Here is a 19763-nt window from a genome sequence, read left to right on the forward strand (position 1 = left end):
CCCCGGGGACGACCGCTATCGGGACTGGATGTCGCGGCGGCGATAGCCGAGGATGCCGACGGCGGCCAGCGCCGCGGCGATCCCCGTCATCGCGACCCAGGACGCGGTCTCGGCCACCCCGACGGCCTGGGCGGGCAGGGCGGGGACGTGGGTGAAGGGGGAGAGGTCCAAGGCCCAGTCCGGCAGCTGCAGCAGCTCCCCGAGGAACAGGGCCAGCGCGATCCACTCGACGGCGATCCAGGCCAGCACGGTCAGCCGGGGCAGCAAACCGAACAGTGCCATGGCCAGCGCGGCGACCAGCAACAGGGCCGGCAGGTAGGCGGCAGCGGCCACGGTCATCTCGCCGATCCAGCGTCCCTCGCCCGTGCCGGCCCAGACGCCCAGGCCCACGCCCGCCCCACCGATCAGGGTGAGGACCGCCAGCTGGACGGCCACGGTGGCGGACCATCCGCCCACGTGGGACGCCCGGGCCCGGCCCGAGACGACGAGGAGTTCGGACCGTCCCGAGGACTCCTCGGTCTTGAGGGTCAGGACGCCGGAGACGCCGATGACCAACGGGGCGATCATCACGAAGGACAGGATCACCCCGGCGAACTCGGCGGTGAGATCGGTTCCCTCGACCGCGATCCACTCGGCCAGCGCCGGGTTCTCCTCGAGCATGCCGTCCAGGGAGTTGGCGAGCGAGCCCATGGCCACCGCGAAGAAGAAGACGCCGAGGGCCCAGGCGATGATCGAGCCCCGCAGCAGTCGCGCCGCCAGGCCGGCGGGGGAGCGGAGGGTACCGGCCGCCGTCGCCGGACCCCGGGGTGCCGGGCGCAGGCCCGCACCCAGGTCCCGGCGGTGGGCCAGCGCGGCGGCCAGGGCGAACGCCCCGAGGGCGACCGAGAGGGACACCGCCAGCGGCCACCACCGCAGGTCTACGAAGACCCGGGTCTGCTGGGCCCAGGCGAAGGGCGAGAACCAGGACAGCCAGGACCCCGTGGGGTGGATGACGTCCCCGATGCCCCGGACCAGGTAGGCCGAGGCCAGCACGCCCATGGCCATGCCGGTGGCACTGCGGGCGTGTTCGGTCAGCTGGGCGGCCACGGTCGCCACGGCGGCGAAGACGAGACCGGTCAGTGCCGTGCCCGCGCCCATGGCCAGGCAACCGGCCACGTCGAGGTCCTCGTGACCGACCCCGAGGAGCCCCACCGTGGTGGCGGCGCCGACCAGCACACAGGCGAAGGCCACGGTGGCCGCGGCCGCGGCGGAGGGGGCGAATCGACCCACCGGACGGGCCCGGAGCATCTCGAGCCGGCCGGACTCCTCCTCGGCCCGGGTGTGGCGCACGGACAGCAGGATCGCCATGATGCCCGCCGCGAGGAACACGTACAGGCTCAGTTCGTTGGCGACCATGGCCCCGAAGGTGTAGTCGTCAGCGGCGAAGGCTGGGCCGGTCATCATGAGGGTGGCCGGATTGTTCAGCAACGCACCCCGGGCCCGGATGGACTCCGGGGTGGGGAAGGCCTCGACCAGCGAGTACACCGAGCCGTAGACGCCCAGTCCGACGGCCAGGGTCCAGATCAGGATCCGGGTGCGGTCCAGCCGCAGGTTCAGCCCGAGCAGCGCTCCGGTTCCGGTGAAGGGGCTCATGGTCGCTCCACCCGGTCGCCGTAGTGACGCATGAACAGGTCCTCCAGGGAGGGAGGCGCGATGGTCAGGTTCTGCACGCCCGTCCTCGCGAGCATCCCGAGCACCTCCGTCATCCGGTGGTGGTCCACGTCGAAGCGCAACCGGCGCCCGTCCACGGCGAGGTCGTGCACGCCCTCGAGCCCAGCCCATCCGGACGCGTCCGCGGAACCGGCCGGGCCGGCGTCGGGCCCCTGCTCCAGGGTGGCGCTGACGGTGGACCGGGTGAGGTGGCGCATCTCGGCGAGGGTGCCGCTCTCGACGGCCCGGCCGGCACGGATGATGGTGACCGTGTCACAGAGCTTCTCCACCTCGGCCAGGATGTGGCTGGAGAGCAGGACGGTCCGGCCGGCCTCGCGCAGGCTGCGGACCTCGTCCGTGAAGACCGCCTCCATCAGCGGGTCCAGTCCCGAGGTGGGCTCGTCGAAGACGAAGAGCTCCGCATCCGAGGCGAGGGCGGCGACGAGGGCCACCTTCTGCCGGTTGCCCTTCGAGTAGGTGCGGGCCTTCTGGGTGGGGTCCAGCTCGAAGCGCTCCAGCAGCTCGTTCCGACGGTCCCGATCGCCCGTCCGGTGCCGGCCGTGTCCCGGGCCGCCCAGGCGGGCCAGGACGTCGATGGCCTCCCCGCCGGTCAGGTTCGGCCACAGGCTGGTGTCCCCGGGGACGTAGGCCAGCCGGCGGTGGATGGCGACCTGGTCCGCCCAGGCGTCCTGTCCCAGCACCCGGGCGGTGCCGGAATCTGCCCGCAGCATGCCCAGGAAGACCCGGATGGCGGTGGACTTGCCCGCCCCGTTCGGTCCGAGGAATCCGGTCACCTGGCCGGTCGGGACGGACAGGTCGAAGCCGTCCAGGGCGCGGGTGGCGCCGAAGGTCTTGACGAGGTCCCGGGCTTCGATGGCGAGGGGAGCGGGGTCGTGGGAGGGCAGGTGCTGCGTGGTCATGGTGTGGTCCTTTCGGCAGAGCCCAGGTAGGCGTCCAGGAGCGAGGAGTCCGTGAGGAGAGGCTCCGTGAAGAGTTCGAGCGTGGGCAGCAGGATCCGTTCCGAGTAGGCCGCGAACCAACCGGGCAGCTCGTCCAGGTCGATCGGCTCCCGGCCGGCGGGCAGGTTGAGCAGGAGCGATCCGAGGGCGAAGTCGGTGAGCAGCCTGGCCCGCGCCGCCTCGTCCCGGCTGGGGGAGATGGTTCCCGCCTCGACCCCCTGATCGAGGTACTCGACGGCGTCAGCCACCATGCCGTCCACCAGTCGGGTGGTGAGCTCTCCGCCCGCCTGCAGGCAGCGCAGCACGTAGCCGACGAGCGCGGCGTAGCCCTCCAGCTGGGCCAGTTGGGCGAGCAACGCGGCCGGGGCGCCGACCGGCGCCATCACCTCTGACTTGCTGTCCCGGATGGCGGCCTGGACGTGGTCATCACAGGCCTGACGCAGGCCGGCGCGGGAACCGAAGTGGTGCAGGATGAGTCCCGCACTGACCCCGGCGTCCGCCGCGATGGACCGGACGGACGCCTCGAGGCCGTCCTGGGCGAACCGCAGGATCGCGGCATCGCGAATGCGCGCCTTGGCGGTCTGATCAGGCTGTACTGAACGCATGTTCAGTACGCTAAACGGGTGTTCAGTGGAGCGTCAAGGGGCCGTCGGCAGACAGTCTCATCGCGATCCTTTTGAACGCGTTCAATTCCTGCCAGCCTGACCCCATGGCCGCCAAGTCCGAACGCACCCGCGAACTGGTGCTGCAGACGGCCCTGCGTCATCTCCGCGAACGGGGCTATGAGGCCACGACCATGCGGGGGATCGCCGCCGAGGCCGGGGTATCCACCGGCAACGCCTACTACTACTTCGCCCGCAAGGATGAGTTGGTCCAGGAGCTCTACCGGCGCCTCCAGCAGGAGCACCGCACCGTGGCAGCTCCGCGGCTGACGCCGGGCGCTCCGCTGGCGGAGAACCTGCGCACGGTGCTGCACGCCGGCCTCGAGGTGATGACGCCCTATCACGGTCTCGGCACCGGACTGCTCACCCCGGCATCGTCCGCCCATCGGGCAGTCAGCCCGTTCTCCGCAGCCTCTGGGGCACCGAGGCAGCAGGCGATCAGCCTGATGGCGGAGACGCTGACGGCCTCACGCGGCACCCCCGGGGGAGCTCTGGGCAACCGTCTGCCCCAGCTGTTGTGGCTGGCCTATCTGGGCGTGACCCTGCACTGGGCCCTGGACACCAGCCCGGACCAGCAGCGCAGCCGCGTCCTCGTGGACGGACTGGCCCCGCTGCTGGCGCGGACCATCTCCCTGGTCCGCCTACCCGTGGGCCGGAGGCTCTCCACCGACGTCATCGAGCTGATGGACCGCCTCGCGGCGCCGACCGCACCCGACACCACCAGCCCGACGGAGGGCCGCCGTGAACCCTGATCGCACCGAGCTCCAGCCCACCGTGGTCATCGCGGGTGCCTCGGGGTTCATCGGCACCCACCTGCGGCGGCACTTCCTGCGCGACGGCTTCCGAGTGGCCAGCATCGGCCGCCACGCCTCCGACGACGCCCGCTGGGGCGAGGGGTACCTGGGGCTGACTTCGGTCCTGGAGGGCGCCGAGGCCGTCATCAACCTGGCGGGGCGGTCGGTGAGCTGCCGGTACACCCAGCGCACGGCAGATGAGATCCTGCGCTCCCGCACGGAGGCGACCGAAGCGCTGGGCCGCGCCCTCGCGTCCTGTGGACAGCCGCCGTCGGTGTGGCTCAACGCCTCCACCGGCACCATCTACCGCGACGCGCGGGACCGGCCCCAGGACGAACGCACGGGCGAGCTCGGGAGCGGCTTCTCCGTGGCCGTGGCGCGCGCCTGGGAACAGGAGCTGGCCGAGGCCCCGACGGCGGTGCGCAAGGTCGCGCTGCGGACGACCATCGCGCTGGGCGCCGGTGGCGCCCTGAACCCGATCATCAACCTGGCCAGGATGGGATTCGGTGGACCACAGGGCGACGGCGGACAGCGGTTCAGCTGGATCCACCTGGACGACGTCTACGGCGCGGTCCGCCACCTCATGGACCGGCCCGACATCAGCGGGCCGGTCAATCTCGCCGCGCCGGAGGCCGTGACCAACCGGGAGCTCATGGACCGGGTCCGCCGGCACGTCGGCGGCGCGGGGGAGCGGGTGGCGGTTCCCCTGCCGGCCTGGGCGCTGGAGGCCGGAGCGCGGATCATCCGCACCGAGGCGGAACTGGTGCTCAAGAGCCGCTGGGTACACCCGGGCGTCCTGCTGGACTCCGGATACCGGTTCGCGTTCCCGGTGCTGGACGACGCGCTGGCTGACATCGCCGCCGCGACGCCACGGGGGCTGTTGCCGGTTCCCCTCGGCTGACGAGGGACGGCAGATATTATGTCAACCGAAGCGAACGATCGACGCCGGCTGTCAGGGACTCCGCATCGATCCAGAGAAGCCTGCGCGTCGCGGAGTGCCGTCGCGTCGCCCTGGTGTGGAATCCCGGGGTGTGGCAGAACGTGTCAGGATGTGCTCGGACGGCCGGGAGACCGGCTGCGGCGTCACGACAGCGCACCTGACACTGCGCACCCATCCCAGCACCCGTCCCCGTGAGGGTCGGGCGGCATCCGGGCAGCCGTTCCATCAGCCCCTTCCGAGGTGATGACAGAACGCCGATAACCCACATTATGTCAACTAGACCATGGCATGTTGGCGATTTCTGCGAATCCGCCGGTTGGGACGACTCCCCCATGACGGAGCGCTGGAGATCGGTTTCTGAGCGGGCCGCGGAGCACTTGCAGTACACCGATGTCCGGACACAGGGGCCAAGAACACCGGGCTGACCAGCGGTTTACGGCAAGCATTGACGGTGGTTCGCGGTTAGTGCGAAGATTTCGCTCATTATGCGAACGCCTGAGGTGGGTCCGGTCGGCAGTGTTCCGCTGGTGCTGCGCTGCGGGACGGGCGTGCTGAACGAGGCCGAGACGGTGTGGGTGGCGATGCTGGACGGGTGGGCGGCCCAGCAGTTCGCCCGGAACCTCTCGGCGGGCACGGTGGAGGGCCGCCGGTCCACGGTGATGCGGTTCCGGCGGTTCGCCGAGGCCTACCCGTGGCAGTGGACGGCCTCGGTGGTGGACGAGTTCTTCCTGGAGCTGCGGGCGGTCAAGGGTGCGGCCCGGTCGACGGTGCTGGGGTACCAGAACGCGCTGAGGATGTTCTTGGAGTACCTGACGGACCCGGCGTATGGGTGGGGCGAGCAGTGCTGGGAGCGGTTCGGTGAGCACCCGGCGCAGGTCTTCCACGAGTGGAACACCGCCCGTCACGCCCAGGATGCGGTGGCCACCCCGGGCAAGCGCCCGTACACCCGGGACGAGCTCGAGGACCTCTTCGACTGCGCCGATGACCGGGTGCTGCGCATTCGCCAGGCCGGGGCCAAGGGGTGGATCCCGGCGTTCCGCACCGCGACGATCATGAAGGTCGCCTACGCGTGGGGGCTGCGCCGCAACGAGGTCCGCTGCCTGGACCTGGTCGACATCGCCACCAATCCGCGGGCACCTCAGTTCGGCAACGCGGGAATTATCTACGTCCGGCACGGCAAGGCCATGCGCGGTTCCCCGCCGAAGCGGCGCAGCGTGCTGACCGTGCCGGAGTTCGACTGGGCCGTGGAATGCCTGCGGCAATGGACCGATCAGGTGCGCCCGTTGTACGCCCCGGCCCGTTCGACCTGGTTGTGGCCGAGCGAGCGGGGCACCGCGGCGATCGCCGCGGACTCGCTGAGCCGGGCTTTCAATGAGGTCAAGCGGGAGGCCGGGCTGGATGATGACCTGGACTTCCACTCGCTGCGCCGGTCTTACGTCACCCACCTGATCGAGGCCGGCTACGACGCGTTCTTCATCCAGCAACAGGTCGGCCACGAGCACGCCTCGACGACCTCGATCTACACCGGCCTGTCCCCCGATTACCGGGCCCGGGTCGTGGACGGGGCCATCCACCGGATGGCCGCGACCGCGATGACCACCAGCAAGGAGTACTGACCCATGAAACGGCACGTGGAGTACACCTGGCGGCTGCGGGAGGTCATGGCCGCCCGGGGGATGAACAACCTCTCCGAGCTCATCCCCCACCTGCACGATCGCGGGGTGAGCCTGTCGTCTTCCCAGCTCTACCGGCTGCTCGGGGCCACCCCGGAGCGGATGAACCTGACTCTGCTCGGGGCGCTGCTGGACGTGTTGGAGTGCAGCTTCGAAGATCTCTGCCCCACCACGGTGGTGGCCACTCCGGTCCGGCACCAGGCCACCGGCACCGAGGCCAGCACCGCGAAGAGAGACGCCATCCGCCCGATCAGGGCCCGCATTCACCGGCCCGAATGAGCCGGCCGGCCTTCACCGGGCCCTGCGCCCGCTGCGACCGCACTGGGGTGAGGTTCGCGGCCACTTGGCCCGGGGGGCGGATCTGCCGGCGCTGCTACCAGCGCGCCACCCACCTGCACGGCACCTGCCCCGGCTGCGCCCAACACCGCCTACTGCCCGGGCTACTCGACGGCGCCCCGGCCTGCGCCGACTGCACCGGCATCCCGGCCGACTTCCACTGCACCCGGTGCGGGCGCGAGGACGAGTTCGTGCGCACCGGACTCTGCGCCCACTGCTGCCTGGCCGATGACCTCACCGTGCTGCTCGACGATGGCACCGGGGCCATCGCTGCACCACTGCTCCCCCTGTTTACCGCCCTGACCGGCCAGAAGCACGCCCGTAGCGCCCGGATCTGGCTCACCATTAACCGGCACGCCGAACAATTGCTGCGGGATCTGGCCCAAGGCCGGCTGCCCCTGACTCACCAGACCTTCCAGGAGCACCCCTGCCCCGGCAAAGTCGCCTCCCTGCGCGCCTTGTGCCTCGAGCACCAACTACTGGAGCCGGTGAACCTGGACATCGAACGCTTCCAGTCCTGGCTCGAGACGAAGGTCAGCGCCCTGCCCGCCGAGGACGCCCGGATCATCCGGCAGTACGCCCTCTGGGTGCACCTGAACCGGATACATCACCTTCAGGCCACCGAGGGCCTGAAGAAGGGCACCTTCCTGGCCGCCAAGCAGTCCATCACCATGGCCATCGGCTTGCTGGGACACCTCAGGGCCCGCGGACACAGCCCCGCGGAATGCACTCAGCACGACGTGGACGCCTGGCTGGCCGGTGGGCCCACCACCCGGAGTCTGGCTCGGGGCTTCGTGCGTTGGGCCGTCGAGCACGGGCACCTGCCCACCGTGGATTTCCCCTACCGCATCGCCCAGGCCACCCCTGTCATCAGCCAGGCCCAGCGGCTGGAACACCTCCGGACCCTCACCGAACCCTCAACTCAGATCCCGGGCACACTGCAAGTCGCCGCTCTGTTCCTGCTGCTCTACGGTCAATCGCTCACCCGCATCTCGCGGATGCGCCTGGCACAGATCCACGACACCGAGGGCAAGCTCACCGTGAGCTTCACCGACGACCGACTCCAGATCCCGCCCCCGTTCGACAGGATCGTGCGGGCACATCTTGACGCGCTGCCGCACACGAACACCTCCGCGCACCGGGCCAACACCTGGCTCTTCCCCGGCATGAGGCCCGGAGAACACCTGCACCAGAACACCATCATGAGCCGCCTGCGTGAGCGAGGCATCGACCTGCTCGGCGCCCGCAACGCCTCTCTGCGGGCCCTGGTCCTGGAAATGCCCGCGCCCATCGTCGCCGACGCCCTCAATTACAGCTACCAAGTCACCGACAAACACCGCCGCGACGCGGGCGCCACCTTCACCGACTACATCAACCACCGCAGCACCGATCTCTGACCTTGGGCTCCCCGCGTAGCCCGCTCCCGCTCTGGAATCGAGAGAATACGCCGGTCACGAATACGTCAGGCCAGCACTTGTAGTCTGCATATTGCATCAGATGAATCAACTCTGCAACCGGGCTCCTCTGCCGTTCCTGCCGTGACGAACAGGGGCTTGACCTGCGAAAATACTGCAGCGGCACGGCGCTTCAGGGGTACCAGCACTGGTCCTAGTGGCCACCTGGTTGTCATGGCGTCTCGGGCGACACGTCTCTGACCTGCACAAACAACCGGGGCATCTCACTGGATGCATCATTGAATCACTAGATGTACCGAGGATCACGTAGACCGCCCCGCCAACGCGGATGAAGGGCTCAACCTTGAAGGTTCCGTGAAGATCGCCGGCCACGGAGGCCCGCGGACTCCTTTACGGGCAAGGATGACGCAGGTGCGGTCGGCCGCCCCTCAGCCCAGCTGCCGGCCCCGAGGACCACGCCGACGGTGAGGACCAGCAGGGCTCGCCTCAACGTGGATCCTGTCGGATCGGACGGTCGGCGACGGGAAGAGCACTTATGCGATCCGGCCGGGGGCGTCGAGGCCGCCGGTGCAGGCCGCTCCGGGTTCAGGCGCGTCGGGAGACTGCCAGTACTTGGCCACGAACTGCTCGATCCGTTCATCTTCCGGGGAATCCACTGCCACCTGCGTCTGCCAGGCCGAAAGCACGATGGGCGAATCCAGGCCCTCGTAGGGGGCCAGGACGATATAGGTGTCCGGCAGGGTCGTCCGAAGAGCATCAACCTGCTCCTGGGAGAGTGCCTCGGAATCGTAGGCGACCCAGGCGGCACCGTGCTCCAAAGCGTGCACGGCATTCCCGTTGGGTACCGGTTCGGTGTAGACCCCGCAGTTGAGCCAGGCGCTGGCATGATCGCCACCCACCGGCGGCGACTGCTCGTAGTCGACAGGGGTGCTCACGTGGGTAGCGCTGAGCCCCTCGAAGGTCTGCAGCCCGGCGATCTCGATATCCTCCCGATCCTGGGGCGGGGGATCCTGAATCAGGGCGAGAGTCACTAGACCGCCGACCACGGCGACGGCGGTGAGCGCTCCCGCTCCGACCAGAACCTTCCGCCGACGTTCAGCCTTGGATTCCTTCGCCCAGTGTGCCTTGAGCAGCGCAGCGCGCTGCTGCCTCACCTGATCGGGGTTCTTGCTATCTGCCATGCGGTGGCCTCCTTAGAAGGACATTCAAATTTTATTCGGGACGAGAATGCTCACCAAGGCCGTGGGGGTCGGTGGCATCATGGTGGTCTATCGCTAGTGCTGGGCCCACAAGCCCTCCCTAAGTGACTGTCTCGGGGCCCGGGCATCACCGTCGAACGGCGTGGACAGGTTGTCATCTCTGCTCTTGGGTTCCAGGGCCCTTAGCGGTACCCGGGTGTCCCCGCTGCGTCTATGGGACTAGGACCTACGTCCTGGCCGATGGCTTGACGGGCGGAGCGTTCGCCCGGTGCTGGACCCTGGTTGGGCACAGGTCGCCGAGGCCTCATCCGTTGTAGGTGAGAGGTCGGTTTCTGTCCTGAATTATCGGTCCATCTCCGCATTTCTATGAGGGAAGGCCAGCGTAGGAGTGCAGTCCGGGGAAGTAGATGTTGACGATGGTGAAGTTGAACACCACGCAGGCGTAGCCGATGATCGACAGCCAGGCGGCGCGTTCCCCGGTCCAGCCGCGGGTGGCGCGGGCGTGCAGGTAGCCGGCGTAGACCACCCAGATGATGAAGCTCCAGACCTCCTTGGTGTCCCAACCCCAGTACCGGCCCCAGGAAGCCTCGGCCCAGATAGCACCGGCGATCACGGTGAACGTCCACATCATGAAGCCCACCGCGTTGAGGCGGTAGGACCAGTTCTCCAGGCTCAGCGCCGAGGGGACCAGGCGCATGAAGGCCAACCCGCCGGTGGCGCCGGCGGGTGCCTTGGCCTCACGGCGGTGCTGGATGAGCTGCAGGATGCTCGTGGCGAAGGTGAGGGTGAACAGGGCCGAGGCCAGCACGGCGATGGACACGTGGATGACGATCCACGGGGACTGCAGCGGCGGCTGCAGGTATGCGATCGGGGTGGGGAAGCCCATGGTGGCCGCTGCCATCATGATGACTACGAGCCCGGAGGCGAACGTCCCCAGGAAGCGGATGTCTTTGCGGATCAGGAACAGCAGGTAGACCGCGGCCACGAGCAGTGCGCCGGTGGTGCAGAACTCGTACATGTTGCCCCACGGCACCTGGCGCGCGGCCAGGGCCCGGGCGATGACCGCGAAGGCGTGTAGGGCGGCGGCGATGACCATCAGTGCCACCGCGACGTTGGCGGCCGGGCGGCGCGTGGCCCCGGTGTAGTCCATGTCTTCGTCCACCAGGCCGCCCCCCGTGTTCCCGGCGGCCGGTGATGTCGTCGTGCCTGGGCCGTGGCCCGGCGTCGGGGTGCTTGCCGCCCCCCCCTGCGGCCCCGACTAGTTGCTTGTGGCGGGCCTCAGAGGAGCGGGCCGCATCGGTGCGCTCCTGTTGTTCGGCCAGTTCGGACTCTAGGGCCCGGATGGTCTTGGAGGAGCTGGCCATGTCCAGGGCGAAGGCGATGAAGGCCGCGGCGTAGACGATAGCGGCGATCAGCATGAACAGGTCGCTGTAGGCGGCCAATTGATAGTTGATGGGTTGCATGGGTTACTCCACTCGGTTCTGTGCGGCACCGGCGACGACGATGGGTCCCTCGCCCTCGGTGCTCTCGGTGTCTTCTGGTGCCTGCACCGGCCACAACTTCTCAAACTGCCGGCGCAGGGCGAGGTTCTCCTCGCGCAGGCCGAAGTCCTCGCCCCGGGCCAGCAGGCCGTACTCCACCACGGTGGACCCATCGGGGCCCGTGGTGCCACGCACCCACGCGCGGCGGCGGCGCACGAACAGGCTCACGCCGAGGGCCACGAGGGCCAGCACAGCGAAGAAGCCCACGCCCCACTTGCCCGGGTCGTAGAGGATGTCCAGCCCCACGTAGCGGCGCAGGCCGTCGAAGCTGATGGAGCCCTTGCCCTCGGGCAGCTCGTAGGACTCCCCTGGCTTGAGCGTGATGCCGCCGGCCTCGAGGTTTCGGGAGTTCAGTTCGGTGAGGGTCTCGGTGTCCAGCACATACACGTTCTGCGGGTCGCCCTCGTCCAGGCCCAGGTCGCCGTAGTAGGAGTTCAGGTTCAGCTCCGGGTTCAGCGGGGCAGGATCGAGCGAGACCGCCACCCCGTCCTCGCCGGTGTAGGCGGCGGGCAGGAAGAAGCCGACGAAGCCGAGCTGATCTGGTTCGGCATCTGGGGCCTTGATAGTCATCAAGGAGGTGAAGACATTGTCCTGGACCTGCGCCACCACCGGACCCTGCAAGGCGATGTCCCCGTTGCCGTCCCGGACGGTGACCACAGGGGCGTACCCGTTGCCGACCAGGTAGACCCGGGTGCCCTGGAAGTCCAGTGGATGGTTGACTTTCAGTTCGACCTCTCGGGCGGTGTCACCGGGACCGTCCTGCACGTCCAGTACGGCCGTGTAATCCAGCGGCTGGCCGTAGTGGGTCGGGGACTGCCGGTCATAGACGGTCTCGAAACGCTTCAGGGTCATCGAGAACGGAGTGAGCATCTCCTCGGAGAAGGCACTGCCCGGGGTGAAGGCGTCGTAGGCGATCAGGGTGTTGGCGAAGCCCTCCCCCTCGACGAGAATCTTCTGGCCCCGGTAGCTCAGCAGCGAGCCGGTGGCCATGAACACCAGCACCCCGATCAGGGACAGGTGGAAGACGATATTGCCGACCTCGCGCACGTAGCCGCGCTCGGCACCCACGGAGGCGCCACCGGCGTCCTCCTGGCGCACCTCGGTGCGGTAACCGCGCTTGCGCAGATACTTCGCCGCCTGGTCCACGGCATCGGCCGGAGCGGGGCCGCCGGGCTCGAGCACCACTCTGCCGTACTCCGGCAACCGGGACAGCCGGCGCGGAGTGCGCGGCGGGGCCGAGCGCAGCGCCTGGGCGTGCTTGACGGCGCGCGGGGCCACGCAGCCGATCAAGGAGATGAACAGCAGCAGGTAGATCGCCGAGAACCAGACCGAGGAGTAGACGTCGAACATCTGGAACCGGTCCAGCCACTCCCCCAGCACCGGATTGTCGTCGATGTAGTCCTGGACGATTCCCGGCCCGGCCGGGCGCTGCGGGACCAGGGATCCGGGCACGGCGGCGACGGCGAGCAGCAGCAGCAGCAGCAGCGCCGTGCGCATGGACGTCAGCTGGGTCCACAGGAACCGCAGGGTGCCCCAGAAGCCCAGTGCGGGTAATGCCACCTCCGGGTGCCGGCGGAGATTCTGGTCGTCGGTGCGGTTCATGTGCTCCCCCTGCCGTCCGGAACGAGCGGGGCCGGTCGGCCCGGGGCCTCAGGGTTCCGGGGGCCGGCAGTGGCGATGCCGGCCGCGGGGTAGTCCATCGGAGGACGGACGGCGACGCGCGAAAGGATCAGGAGGGTCATGGTCGGCTCAGGCCTGCTCGTCCAGCACCGTGGTGATCAGGGTGCGCAGCGTGGATCGCTCGGCGATCCCCAGAATCCGGGCCGAGACCCGGCCCTGACGGTCCAGCACGATCGTGGTGGGCACGGCCTGCGGGGGCACGTAGTCGGTCATGGCCAAGAGCACCTGGCCGCCCCGGTCATCCACCGAGGGATAGGTGATACCGAAATTGCGCTCGAAGGCCTGCGCGGTGGCGATCGTGTCCCGGACGTTGATGCCCAGGAACCGGACGCCTTGGGGTGCGAACTGCTCGTGCAGGGCCTGCAGGTCAGGGGCCTCGACCCGGCACGGGGCACATGCGGCGTACCAGAAATTGAGTACCGCCGGGTCACCGGTCAGGTCGTTCGCGCTGATCGGTTCGCCGGAGAACAGGGCGGAGCTGAACTGCACCGGTTCGCCGCGGTCCTCCTCGGCGATCTCCAGAACCGACCCGTCACCGGCGATGTAGTTCTTGCCGTCGGCGTTGCCGGCTTGGGCAGCCAACGGGTCGTCGCTCGAACAGGCGGCCAGCAACGGCAACGCGGCGAGCCCGGCCAGCCCCGCCAGGACCTGGCGGCGTCCGGTGCGACGCAGAAGGCCGGGGACGCAGCGATCGGGTTCACGGGGATGTTGCAAGGCGGACAAGATGTACCTCCGGTACTTCTTCATCGGGAGTAGGCCGACCTTTCAGATCTCCAGGCGGTATAAGGACAGAGATAGTCCTGAAAGGCTGGCCGTGCGGGGCGTTCGGGGTTCAGATGGGGGTGGTAAAGGTGCCGGCGAGGTTCTGCAGTTGATAGATCCAGGCCGTCCAGATGCCGGTGGCCATCAGGACACCGACCAGTACGAGCAGGGTGCCGCCGGCGATGTTGAACACGCGCATGTGGCGGCGCACGAAGCCCAAGGTGGTGCTCACCCAGCCCAGGCCTCTGGCGACGAGGACGAAGGGGATGCCTAGGCCCAGGCAGTAGGAGAATCCCAGCAAGGCCCCGCGCCAGGGGTCGCCGGTGGTGGTGCTCAGGGCCAGGACGGCGCTGAGGGTGGGGCCCATGCAGGGCGTCCAGCCGAGGCCAAAACCGAGGCCCAGCAGCGGTGCTCCGGCCAGTCCCGTCCTGGGGGTGAAGGCGGGGGCCTTGGTCCTTTGCATAAAGGACAGCATGCCCATCAACGCCAGCCCCATGAGGATGACAACGACGCCCAGGCCTCGGATCAGCAGATCCTGCCAACGCAGCAACCAGCCGCCGATCAGGCCGAAGGCGGCGCCGTAGAAGGTGAACACGGCGGCGAAGCCGAGGATGAACAGGCCCACCCCTGTCATGACCCTGCGGCGGTTGTCCGGACGGGTCGGGTCGGACAGCCCGGAGACGTAGCCGAGGTATCCGGGGACGAGCGGCAGAATGCAGGGCGAGAGGAAAGAGACGAGCCCGGCGATGGCCGCCAACGGGATGGCCATCAGCAGCGCACCGGACTGGACCGTCTGAGCGAAGTACTCGCCCATTTACTTCCTCCTTGGGGCTATGGCAGGGTATCGGGGCCGGAGGCCCGGGTCGGGACGGTCCTGGACGTGGTGGGTGCGAGTGGACGATAGAAGCATTTTTCTTTCCTGAACGGTCACCGGACGACCGCCCGGTGGATGGAAGGACGAGGGGTGGGTGGAGTGGTCAGTGGATGTAGGAGAAGACGCCCATCATCCCGGCCTCGGCGTGGTAGGCGTTGTGGCAGTGGGTCAACCACTGTCCCGGGTTGTCCGCCTCGAAGTCGAAGACGATGGTTTGCCGGGGTTTGACGATGACCGTGTCCTTGCGTGCACCGTTGTCGGCCAGCTGGAAGGTATGGCCGTGTAAGTGCATGGGGTGCCACATGTCGGTGTCGTTGGTCATCGTGACCCGCACACGCTCGTCTAGCCGGAGCTTGAAGGCACCGTCAAAGGGGTTGGCCGGGTCGAAGCGGCGCCCGTTGATACCCCAGTCGTAGTCGGCCATCGATCCGGTCAGCCGCAACTCATGGTTCCTGGTCGGGTCCCTTGGAGCGAGCAGGACGGATTCGTGGGCCTTCAGTCGGCTACCATCGAGCACGGTCCCGCCCAGGGTCTGCGGAAGCTGTCCGGAGAGGGCTGTGTTTGATCCGGCGTGGATGATGCCGTAGGAGTGGCCGGTCTTGCCCTCGGGTAGGGCCAGAACGGGCACGGCCTGGTCGCCGAGGGTGACCAGCACATCCAGGCGTTCTCCCATGCCCAAGACGACGGCATCGGCCTGACGCGGCTGGACCGGGAACCCGTCCGTGTGCGTGATGGTCAGTTCCTGACCAGGGACCCCAACCCGGTAGGCGGTGTCTCCGGCGGCATTGATCAGTCGCAGGCGGACACGGTCGCCTGGCTTGCCGTCGAGGGTGTCGGGATCGGATGGGGGGCGGCCGTTGAACAGGTGCACGGGGATCTTCACGTCGCCGGCATCCCCGCCCAGATAGTCGCTCTCAGCCCCCATGAGCATGTGCTTCATGGGCCTGCCGGAGGAGCTGTCCTCGCTCATGGACCCGTGATCCATCCCCTCCATGTCACCGGACATATCCATTCCGGCGGAGAGCTCCTCGACGGCTTCCTCGGGCGTTCCGGTGATCCCGTCGAGCCAGTCGTCCAGGATCACGACCCATTCCTGGTCGTAGTTGAGGGTTTCGTTGGGATCCTCGACGATCAGCGCCCCATACAGGGCGCGTTCGCGCTGGGTATCGAAGTGAGAGTGGTACCAGTACGTGCCCGGATGGGAGAGTCGGAATCCGTACGTGTAGGTTCCTCCTGCGGCGATAGGTTCCTGGGTCACTCCCTGGACTCCGTCGGCGTCATTGCGCAGGGCCAGCCCGTGCCAGTGCACGCTCGTTCCCTCCGGGAGATCGTTGTCGACGGTGACGTTGAGCAGGTCTCCGGTCTTGGCGCGCAGCAACGGCCCGTTGAGGCTCTTGTCGTATCCCCAGGTGGTCAGACTCTGGTCCTGCAGGGAGGTTTTGAAGGGTGCGGCGGAGAGCCGGTTGGCGACGGTGGCCCCTGAGGAGGCGCGTCGTTTTTCGTATTCGGCGATCAGCGGGTCGGTGGGCAGGATGCGCCCTGACGGTTGAGGGCTGGTTGCGGGGTCGGAGCATGCGGTAAGCCCGGCCAGCGCCAGGGTGCCGACGGAAGCGCCCAGGAAGGCGCGGCGGGTGGTCAGTGGGGAGGTCATCGGTTCCTCGTCTTTTCCTTCTCCCGGTCACCTGCTGCAGGCGGGTGCGACGGGGCGGATATGGCTCATCAGTGTGTGGTGGGGTCGTGGCCCACAGGGCGCTGTTTGCTGTCCTCACGTAGGGGCGTGAGCGTCCTGTGCTTGCTGGAGAGCACGACCGGGCGTTCTAGGTGCGGCTGATGGCCAGTTGAACCAGCGAAGGAGTCCAGGGAAGCCTGAAGTGGACAACCCAGGGCAGTGGGGGCGCGGTCAGCCCCTGACCGGGAAATGACGTGTGCTCCCGGGGGTCCAGATCAAGGACGAGGGAGGGCACGGTCAAGGAGGAAGCGCAGGCGTCGCCTCCGGCCTCCAGTGCGCAATACGGCAGCCCTTGGCCGAGTGCGTCGCCCTCGGGCGGTTGGGCCATGAGTACATCTTCGGAAATCAAGCTGCTAGTTCCGGTCACCATCGGCTTGAGCTGCTGGGACGGCGTTGAGGCGGAGGTGTCGATGCCGGCCACCACCGCGCCGGTGCCCACGCCAGCGTTCATTCCGAGCAGGCCGAGGAGCAACACGAAGGTGCCCAGAACCGACCGGAGGACGGGCCGACGGGGCAGGTCGCGGCGGCGAAGAAGTCGGCGGCCGGCCATCAGCACTGTCCTTTCCTGTCCGTCTGGGCCGGTCGTGGTCCGGTTCAGAACCAGCAGCCGGCCGCGGTATTGGGTCACAGCAGCGGTTCGGTGGTGTTCCCGCCGTCGGTGGTGCGTAGGACGGCCGTGTCGATGACCAGGAGCGCTTCGACCTGCCCGCCGTCAGTGATGCTGGCTCCCAGAGCGGAGGCCGTGCCGACCGGCTGGTCACTGGAGGTCCAGGAGCCGCCGCCGTCGGTGCTGGTCAGCAACCGGCCGTCGGTGCCCGCACCGACGACGGTGGTGTCGTCGGCCCAGGCGACCAGGTGCATCAGCTGCGGAGTGTCCAGGGTGATCCAGGTGACACCATTGTCCATCGACCGCAGCATCCCGGCTTCGGTGGTGGCCAGCGCGGTCCCGGTTTTCGGGGAGATGGCCAGGGATACTGGCGGGGCGGGGATCGTGAGAACCTGCCAGTAGATCCCGTCGACGCTAGCGCGCAGTTGACCATCGAAGCCGAGGACGCCGGCCGGGCCGGCGGCCAGGGCGTGGAAGTCGGATTGACCGCCTCGGGAGAGCACCTCCCAGCTCAGGCCGCGGTCTGTGGACTCCGCCAAACCCGACGGCTCGGGCAGATCGGTACCGGGCGCCGGGTGGCCGGAGGCCAGATAGCGGCCCTCGGGCGTCACGGCGAAACCCATGAGATCCACCACCGGGCCCACCTGGACCAGCTCGCGGTCCTGGAGGCGGAACAGGCCCTCGTGGGTGGCCAGGAGCACGACGCCGTCCTCGGGGTCGCGCACGATGGCATGGATGTGGGTGATGGCCGTGCCCGGGGTCTGCGTGTTGGCGTCTTGGGGGCTTGAGGTGTTCGGCACGGTGCAGGCGGTCAGGGTGCCGACACCGATCAGGCCGAGTCCGCCGGCGAGCAGGGTTCTGCGGGTAGTCATGGTGCCTTTCCGCCCCGATCCGATCGCGGGGCCACCTACCATTGTCCGCCGGAGGCTCAGGGGCTCCGGACGGTTTGCCTTGAAGATTTGATGAAGATTTCCCGGCCTGGTGCCTTGGGTTGCTCTCCCGGTCGTGAGCGGGGGCAGACTGAACACATGAACTTTGGCACTGGCTCGTCCGTCGGGCGGGTGTTGGTCGTCGATGACGAAAAGCCCCTGGCGCGCATGGTCGCCACCTACCTGGAGCGGGCCGGCTACGAGGTCACCACCACCCACACCGGACCCGATGCGGTACAGGCCGCCCGCACGCATGATCCCGACGTGATGGTCCTGGACCTGGGCCTGCCTGGACTGGACGGGATCGAGGTGTGCCGGCGCGTGCGGGCCTTTTCCGAGTGCTACGTGCTGATGCTCACCGCCCGGGGCAATGAACCGGACCGGCTGCGAGGGCTGGCAGTGGGCGCCGATGACTACATCACCAAGCCCTTCAGTGTCCGGGAACTGGTCGCCCGGGTGGGGGCAGTCATGCGTCGGCCCCGCACGACGACGACCGTCCCAGAGCCGGCACGTTCCTTCGGTCAGTTGGTGATCGACTTGGTCGCCCACGAAGCCCACGTGGACGGGAAACCGGCAGGGCTGACCCGCACGGAGTTCGACCTGCTGGCGGCCCTGTCGGGACGTCCCTATCAAGTGTTCTCCCGGCGTCAGCTGATCGATATCGTCTGGGATCCAGGGTGGGTGGGTGATGAACGACTCGTGGATGTGCACATCGGCAACCTGCGCCGCAAACTCGACGAAGATCCCGGGCGCTATGTCGACACGGTCCGTGGGGTTGGCTACCGGATGGCAGAACAGTGACCGGCCAGCGACGTTACCGCGGCCTGGCGGCCCGGTTCTTCCTGGCCCAGTTGCTGGTGGTGGTGGTCAGCATCCTGGCCGCGGTGGCGGTGGCCTCCCTGGCCGGTCCCCCGCTGTTCCACGAGCATTTGGAACAGGCCGGGGCCGGGCATGATGCGACCCAGATGCTGCACGTGGAGCAGGCCTACCGAGACACCAACTTCTGGACCCTGGGTGTGGCCTTGGCCACCGCCCTAGTCTGCTGCCTGGTGTTGACCTGGTACGTCGCCCGCCGGATCCAGAACCCGATCCATGCCCTGACCCAAGCGGCGACGGCTATGGCGCGCGGCAAGTACGACACCCGGGTCCCGGCCATGGGGGCAGGGACCGAGGTGGAGGACCTGGCCGCCTCGTTCAACACCATGGCCGAGCGGCTCGAACGCACCGAGGACACCCGCCGTCGGATGCTCTCGGACTTGGCCCACGAGATGCGCACTCCCATCTCCGTGCTCACCGTCTACCTCGAAGCCCTGCAGGATGGAGTCTCACGCTGGGGCGAAGCCACCGGCGAGCTCATGGACGAACAGCTGGCCCGCCTCACCCGGCTGGTGGAAGACATCCACGACGTCTCCCGGGCGGAGGAAGGACGGATCGAGCTCGATCGCACCATCGAATCGGCGGGCGAGTTACTGCAGGCCGCCGCCGAAGCCCATCGGGACACCTATGCCGCCAAGGGCGTGGCCTTGATCCTGAATCCGAGCCAGGACATCGCGACCGTGGAGGTCGACCGCCAACGCATGGGTCAGGTGTTGGGCAACCTGCTCACCAACGCCTTGCGCCACACCCCCGCAAGAGGCCAGGTAACCCTGGACGCTCGGCAGAGTCCAGGAGGGATCACGCTCAGCGTCAGCGACACCGGCGAGGGCATCCTCCCCGAGCACCTGCCGTACATCTTCGAACGGTTCTACCGCGGGGACACCGCCCGCGACCGGGACCACGGCGGGTCCGGGGTCGGCCTGGCCATCTCCCGGGCCCTGGTCCAAGCCCATGGAGGGTCACTGACCGCCAGCTCCGCAGGTTCGGACACCGGGGCGACGTTCACCATCCATCTGCCCGCCCCAGGCGACAGAAACCACTCCACCACCACTTGATTGATACCCTCCAGGGGTATATACCGGGAGGAGGGCGCAGTCC

The 19763-nt window shown here is 68.3% G+C and carries 18 protein-coding genes; 7 read left to right on the top strand and 11 right to left on the bottom strand.

Going from position 1 to position 19763, the window contains the following annotated elements:
• Positions 1-15 precede the first annotated feature (15 nt).
• The 3 genes from RE421_RS11095 to RE421_RS11105 are packed head-to-tail and all read right to left on the bottom strand — an operon-like array spanning position 16 to position 3253.
• Entirely contained in the window at positions 16-1632 is a 1617-nt protein-coding gene (locus RE421_RS11095) for a polyketide antibiotic transporter (RefSeq protein WP_309809695.1), read from the bottom strand.
• Positions 1629-2609: an ABC transporter ATP-binding protein gene (locus tag RE421_RS11100; RefSeq protein WP_309809697.1), complete on the bottom strand. Its 981-nt coding sequence runs from the start codon at positions 2607-2609 to the stop codon at positions 1629-1631. Before RE421_RS11100 ends, RE421_RS11095 begins: the two co-directional genes overlap by 4 nt.
• Entirely contained in the window at positions 2606-3253 is a 648-nt protein-coding gene (locus RE421_RS11105) for a TetR family transcriptional regulator (protein ID WP_309809698.1), read from the bottom strand. Before RE421_RS11105 ends, RE421_RS11100 begins: the two co-directional genes overlap by 4 nt.
• A 104-nt stretch (positions 3254-3357) precedes the next feature.
• Here RE421_RS11105 and RE421_RS11110 point away from each other — a divergent pair, with 104 nt between their 5' ends.
• The 5 genes from RE421_RS11110 to RE421_RS11130 all read left to right on the top strand — a co-directional run bounded on the left by RE421_RS11110 (position 3358) and on the right by RE421_RS11130 (position 8450).
• Positions 3358-4062, top strand: a complete 705-nt coding sequence (locus tag RE421_RS11110; RefSeq protein ID WP_309809699.1) for a TetR family transcriptional regulator — start codon at positions 3358-3360, stop codon at positions 4060-4062.
• A complete protein-coding gene (locus tag RE421_RS11115) occupies positions 4052-5005 on the top strand; it encodes a TIGR01777 family oxidoreductase (RefSeq protein ID WP_309809700.1) in 954 nt (317 codons plus the stop codon). Before RE421_RS11110 ends, RE421_RS11115 begins: the two co-directional genes overlap by 11 nt.
• A 524-nt stretch (positions 5006-5529) precedes the next feature.
• The gene (locus RE421_RS11120) at positions 5530-6660 is read left to right on the top strand and encodes a tyrosine-type recombinase/integrase (RefSeq protein WP_309809702.1); all 1131 of its coding nucleotides are present in this window, start codon (positions 5530-5532) and stop codon (positions 6658-6660) included.
• A gap of 3 nt (positions 6661-6663) precedes the next feature.
• Complete coding sequence (locus RE421_RS11125; protein ID WP_091696820.1) at positions 6664-6996, top strand: helix-turn-helix transcriptional regulator; 333 nt, start codon at positions 6664-6666, stop codon at positions 6994-6996.
• Positions 6997-7043: 47 nt separating this feature from the next.
• A complete protein-coding gene (locus RE421_RS11130) occupies positions 7044-8450 on the top strand; it encodes a recombinase XerD (RefSeq protein ID WP_309809709.1) in 1407 nt (468 codons plus the stop codon).
• Positions 8451-9001: 551 nt separating this feature from the next.
• Here the strand turns inward: RE421_RS11130 and RE421_RS11135 are convergent.
• From RE421_RS11135 to RE421_RS11170, 8 genes are all read right to left on the bottom strand, one after another.
• Positions 9002-9649 carry a DUF3105 domain-containing protein gene (locus tag RE421_RS11135; protein WP_309809711.1) on the bottom strand — a complete coding sequence of 216 codons (648 nt, stop codon included), beginning with the start codon at positions 9647-9649 and terminating at the stop codon, positions 9002-9004.
• A gap of 382 nt (positions 9650-10031) precedes the next feature.
• Positions 10032-10817 (bottom strand): c-type cytochrome biogenesis protein CcsB, encoded by a 786-nt coding sequence (gene ccsB / locus RE421_RS11140; RefSeq protein WP_396134489.1) that lies wholly within the window; start codon positions 10815-10817, stop codon positions 10032-10034.
• 316 nt (positions 10818-11133) lie between these two features.
• The gene (locus RE421_RS11145) at positions 11134-12810 is read right to left on the bottom strand and encodes a cytochrome c biogenesis protein ResB (protein WP_309809713.1); all 1677 of its coding nucleotides are present in this window, start codon (positions 12808-12810) and stop codon (positions 11134-11136) included.
• A gap of 147 nt (positions 12811-12957) precedes the next feature.
• Positions 12958-13602: a TlpA family protein disulfide reductase gene (locus RE421_RS11150; protein ID WP_396134651.1), complete on the bottom strand. Its 645-nt coding sequence runs from the start codon at positions 13600-13602 to the stop codon at positions 12958-12960.
• Between the two features lie 118 nt (positions 13603-13720).
• Entirely contained in the window at positions 13721-14464 is a 744-nt protein-coding gene (locus tag RE421_RS11155) for a cytochrome c biogenesis protein CcdA (RefSeq protein ID WP_309809715.1), read from the bottom strand.
• A gap of 163 nt (positions 14465-14627) precedes the next feature.
• Entirely contained in the window at positions 14628-16115 is a 1488-nt protein-coding gene (locus RE421_RS11160; protein ID WP_396134652.1) for a multicopper oxidase family protein, read from the bottom strand.
• A gap of 226 nt (positions 16116-16341) precedes the next feature.
• A complete protein-coding gene (locus tag RE421_RS11165; RefSeq protein WP_309809720.1) occupies positions 16342-16881 on the bottom strand; it encodes a hypothetical protein in 540 nt (179 codons plus the stop codon).
• Entirely contained in the window at positions 16878-17732 is an 855-nt protein-coding gene (locus RE421_RS11170) for a F510_1955 family glycosylhydrolase (protein ID WP_309809722.1), read from the bottom strand. Before RE421_RS11170 ends, RE421_RS11165 begins: the two co-directional genes overlap by 4 nt.
• Before the next feature lie 156 nt (positions 17733-17888).
• Between RE421_RS11170 and RE421_RS11175 the strand changes: the two genes are divergently transcribed.
• Together RE421_RS11175 and RE421_RS11180 are read left to right on the top strand one after the other, a co-directional pair.
• Positions 17889-18590: a response regulator transcription factor gene (locus tag RE421_RS11175; protein WP_309809723.1), complete on the top strand. Its 702-nt coding sequence runs from the start codon at positions 17889-17891 to the stop codon at positions 18588-18590.
• Complete coding sequence (locus tag RE421_RS11180) at positions 18587-19720, top strand: HAMP domain-containing sensor histidine kinase (RefSeq protein WP_309809727.1); 1134 nt, start codon at positions 18587-18589, stop codon at positions 19718-19720. Before RE421_RS11175 ends, RE421_RS11180 begins: the two co-directional genes overlap by 4 nt.
• The last annotated feature ends 43 nt before the right edge of the window (positions 19721-19763 follow it).

It is taken from the genome of Citricoccus sp. I39-566 (assembly GCF_031432995.1).
Taxonomy (GTDB): domain Bacteria; phylum Actinomycetota; class Actinomycetes; order Actinomycetales; family Micrococcaceae; genus Citricoccus; species Citricoccus nitrophenolicus_A.